The organism is Tsukamurella conjunctivitidis (assembly GCF_007858475.1).
Classification (GTDB): domain Bacteria; phylum Actinomycetota; class Actinomycetes; order Mycobacteriales; family Mycobacteriaceae; genus Tsukamurella; species Tsukamurella conjunctivitidis.
In genome coordinates this window covers 1-718 of sequence record NZ_VIGX01000091.1, presented here as the reverse complement: position 1 = coordinate 718, position 718 = coordinate 1, and the positions used below count along the sequence as shown (strand labels likewise).

Below are 718 nucleotides of genomic sequence, written 5' to 3'. Positions count from 1 at the left end.
GATCCGTCCCGTGGCCCTCTACTACAACAGGGCGTAGACCATCTCGGGGATGATTCGCCCGGCCCTGCAGGCTGTGAGCAGCGAGTTCAACGAGCTGGTGCACCTTGCTCGCCTGTCCGGCTTCAGCGTCGTCTACGTGGACAAGGTCGAGCCGGACCGGCCGATCCGTGTGGTCTCGCGCGTGGGCAAGGAGGTCCCGGCTGTACGCACGGCGCTGGGGCGATCATTCATCGGGTCGATGCCCAACCGCGAGGAGCTCCTGCCGTGGTTCTTCAGCGATCCTGCAGTCCGGGACCTCGATCCGCAGACCCTGGAGGAGCTCCACACCTCGGTGCGTGAGAACTTCACCCTCCTCGACACCCGCGGGTGGACCCAGGAGAACGGCGAGAACGAGAAGGGGATCTCCTGTGTGGCGGTGCCCCTGAGCGTGGACGGCCAGATCCAGCTGGCGATCTCCGTGTCCACGCCGACGGAGAGGATGCCCGCCGAACGTCGCGAGGCGATCGTCATGGGGATCGCCGAGGCCATCGAGGCACTGCCTGATTCGGCCCGCGTGTCGGTGGCCAGCCGTCCACTGGCACTGCGGGCCCTGCGTGAGCAGCAGACCCAGGTCCCCCCAGGTGGGCCGGTGGAGTCGGTGCCGGGTGGATTGGGTTCCGGGGTCGCTCCTGTGTGAGACTCGCTCCGGCGACACAGCGCACGGACGACTGGGTGGACG

The 718-nt window shown here is 67.7% G+C and carries 1 protein-coding gene; it reads left to right on the top strand.

The features are described 5' to 3' along the window. Nucleotides 1-49: 49 nt before the first annotated feature. Entirely contained in the window at nucleotides 50-676 is a 627-nt protein-coding gene (locus FK530_RS24500) for an IclR family transcriptional regulator (RefSeq protein WP_146489437.1), read from the top strand. Nucleotides 677-718 lie beyond the last annotated feature (42 nt).

Bases quoted from the DNA above. Each gene is read 5' to 3' on its own strand.
- FK530_RS24500 (WP_146489437.1), top strand. From the start codon at position 50: ATGATTCGCCCGGCCCTGCAGGCTGTGAGCAGCGAGTTCAACGAGCTG.